Source organism: Pseudoalteromonas sp. MMG010 (genome assembly GCF_018100905.1).
Lineage (GTDB): Bacteria > Pseudomonadota > Gammaproteobacteria > Enterobacterales > Alteromonadaceae > Pseudoalteromonas.
Genome location: NZ_JAGJEG010000028.1, coordinates 1 through 2951, shown reverse-complemented (window position 1 = coordinate 2951; position 2951 = coordinate 1). Strand labels below are relative to the sequence as shown.

Below are 2951 nucleotides of genomic sequence, written 5' to 3'. Positions count from 1 at the left end.
CTACTTAGTTTGCTAAACTACAAAATTTAGGATGGGTGTCTAGTTAATTCATGTATCTAGTTAATTCATTAAAACTAACGCCCATATTAACGGACAAAAATTAGTTTGCTAAAATGGTGATAACAGTGAACAAAAGCAGACTGTTTTTTGTCCCTATTAAATTGTTTATTAGACATTTTCGGCACACAAAGTTGATTGTTCACCAAATTTATTAGCTATTTTAATAAAAGTAACACCATAATTTTTATTACCATCATTGAGACTAAACCTTAGTTGCTCGATAAAATCCCACATGATATTCCTCCACTTGGGAGAGCTATAATTTAGTACATTTTGAATGATTAATGTTACTACCAAAATACTATTATGTAATAAAGTTATTTGATCAGGGAACTCTTCATTTGTAGGTATCCCTGTTATAGAGTGGAAATCTTGTGCCCCATCGTTAGACATAGGATGCGTGTGCATTGTTGCCATATCAAAACCATATTTATATAAGAAGTCCATTTCCATGCTTTTGGCTACATCTTCAGCTTTAGGACGTTTCCATGTGGGTTTGTTTTTTAATAATTCTTTTACTCTAGCCTTCATTTTAGCGTTTAGTGGTGGACTAGAGTTTTGAAACCTAATGTCACTTTTAACCAAATTCTGCTTTATAGCTTGTTGATAGATAGACCAATCAGCAAATTCTTGAAATTGATTGTTCTGAGCTATGTGTTCTATATGAAAAAGTCTATCGAGTACATTTCTGTACATAGCCCACCCATCTTGATAGTTTTTGATATCCCATTGAGCAAATATTCCCTTTAAGCTCATTGATGCTTTTGCTATTGAGTTTCTCAAAATAATATCTTTAATTTCACATTCTTCTTTTGCAAATGACAGCAGGATAATTCTACAAAAACCATTTATAGATTCGTGCATAAATTTATATTCGTCATATTTTCGATATTGCAATGAACCCCCCTGAGTGCCCAACAACTTTATCAGAGGACACTTTCCTTTTTTAGCGAGAAAACGACCTTGTTTTATGAGTTAGTATTAATAGCAAAAAGCATAAGTTATTGCTAGCTATATATATTCTGCTTTATGTAACTTATATAAATATGTAAAAAGAGGAAAGTGTCCTCTTATTCTTACTAAGTTAAAAGCGACTCATCTGATCGACCGCTTCTCGCTCTTTGCACGAATTCAGCTCAGTGCCAATTACTACTACTCAAAAAGATAAAAAATGGTAAACCAAATTTAATTCTAGAACTCTACTCATTTTTACTTTGAATATTTTCGATTGTTGATAAAGCGAGGCTTTTACCCTTTATGTCAAAACACTCACTAAATCCACCTAGAGGCATAAATTTTTTCATCTTATTTGATGGTAGTGAATATTTAGACATAAGTTTATGGATTCCTTTTTCCAACTCCCTAGCTTCTCTACCGGAACTAAGTTTATGATATGCAAGCTCATTTACTATCGAATCATCACACAGCCCATATTGACTGATTCTGTTCTTAGTGTTTTTTGCGACGCCAATTTTCAGCCATGCGTAACCTCCTTTGATTATTTCAAAAATATATACACCAGACTCCTGTGTCCAAGCTGATTCTTCGCACGTACTACATAAGAAAAGATTATCTCTTACATGACCAACTTTTATTTCTTGTTGATGTCCACATTGGATAAATTCATACAAACGATAATGGGAGGTTTTACCATTAGAAATAACCTTCAAACCAACTTCAAGTGCCTCTGTATCGACTTTATCTGTTTGGCAGGCTTGACATCTCAGGTTACTGCTCCTTACTTTATCTACCCTTATTTCCTGTTGATGACCACAACCGTTAAAGCTATATATTCTATAATGGGTATCCTTTCCTTGTCCTATTAAAGTTAAACTATTGCTAGAGGCCTCTGCTTTTAATTTGGATTGATGGCATTCATTGCATTTAAATACATTCTCCCTGACGCGAGATATTCGAATTTCTTGCTGGTGCCCACAGTCTATGAATTTATATATCTTACTACCTGCTTTTGGACAGTTATCAATATACTCAAGGCCTACAATTTTAGCTTCGTTTTTCAGTTTATTTATTTCACAAGTATTACAATTAAATACACCTGATTTAACTTTATCGTTTCGAATTGATTGTTTGTGCCCACAAGACTTAAACTCGTAAATATTATGGTATCTTCTAACTTTATCTTTATTAAGGAAAGAGAGGCCCGCTAATTTAGCCTGATCCATGAGCTCATTTTGAGCACATGTTGAACAATTGAAGTTATTAGATTTAACATCCCCAGGTTTTATTTTTAAAATTGATGAACACTTCAAACATCTATAAATGTAAGGTCTGCTTTTTTGGATAATCTCAACAAGCTCTAGATTAGCTAGCTTAGCTTCTTCACATAGCTTCAAGCTGAAGCACTTATCGCAGGTAATATTTTTATTTATTATATTGTTTGAAGCTATTACTTGCTCATGCCCACAACTTTTAAAACGGTAAAGGTTTGAATTCAATTTTATCTTAATACCTATAAATTCTAGGTTATTCTCTTCTGCAAGCTTCATTAGCGATATTTCTGAGCATTGGAGACACTTAAATTTACCTGTCCTCACATTTTCAATTTTAATGCCTTGTACATGCCCACATACTTTAAATTTATAATCCCTATAACTAGCCCTTTGATTACTACCAAAAATGTCTAGACCAGCGGTATCTGCTTCATTTTGTAATACTTTATCCATATCTGTCACTTATTTCTCCATAAATCTTACGTAACTTTTATATATAATGTATAACATTTACCCTTTATCTTGCCAAATTGGGGAAGTTTTAACTATTTACGGCAGGCCTAATTTATAAAGCTGATAATTAAGAAAGAAACGCCGTATCGCACCTAACGTTACTCCGACTTTTTAATTAATATATAACAATAAACTAGACTATAACAA

At 32.9% G+C, this 2951-nt stretch carries 2 protein-coding genes; both read right to left on the bottom strand.

All coding sequences use genetic code 11. The features are described 5' to 3' along the window. Positions 1-168: 168 nt before the first annotated feature. A complete protein-coding gene (locus tag J8L70_RS15955) occupies positions 169-957 on the bottom strand; it encodes a DUF5677 domain-containing protein (RefSeq protein ID WP_211056563.1) in 789 nt (262 codons plus the stop codon). Positions 958-1259: 302 nt separating this feature from the next. Beyond that, complete coding sequence (locus tag J8L70_RS15950; protein ID WP_247664865.1) at positions 1260-2744, bottom strand: GIY-YIG nuclease family protein; 1485 nt, start codon at positions 2742-2744, stop codon at positions 1260-1262. Positions 2745-2951: the final 207 nt, after the last annotated feature.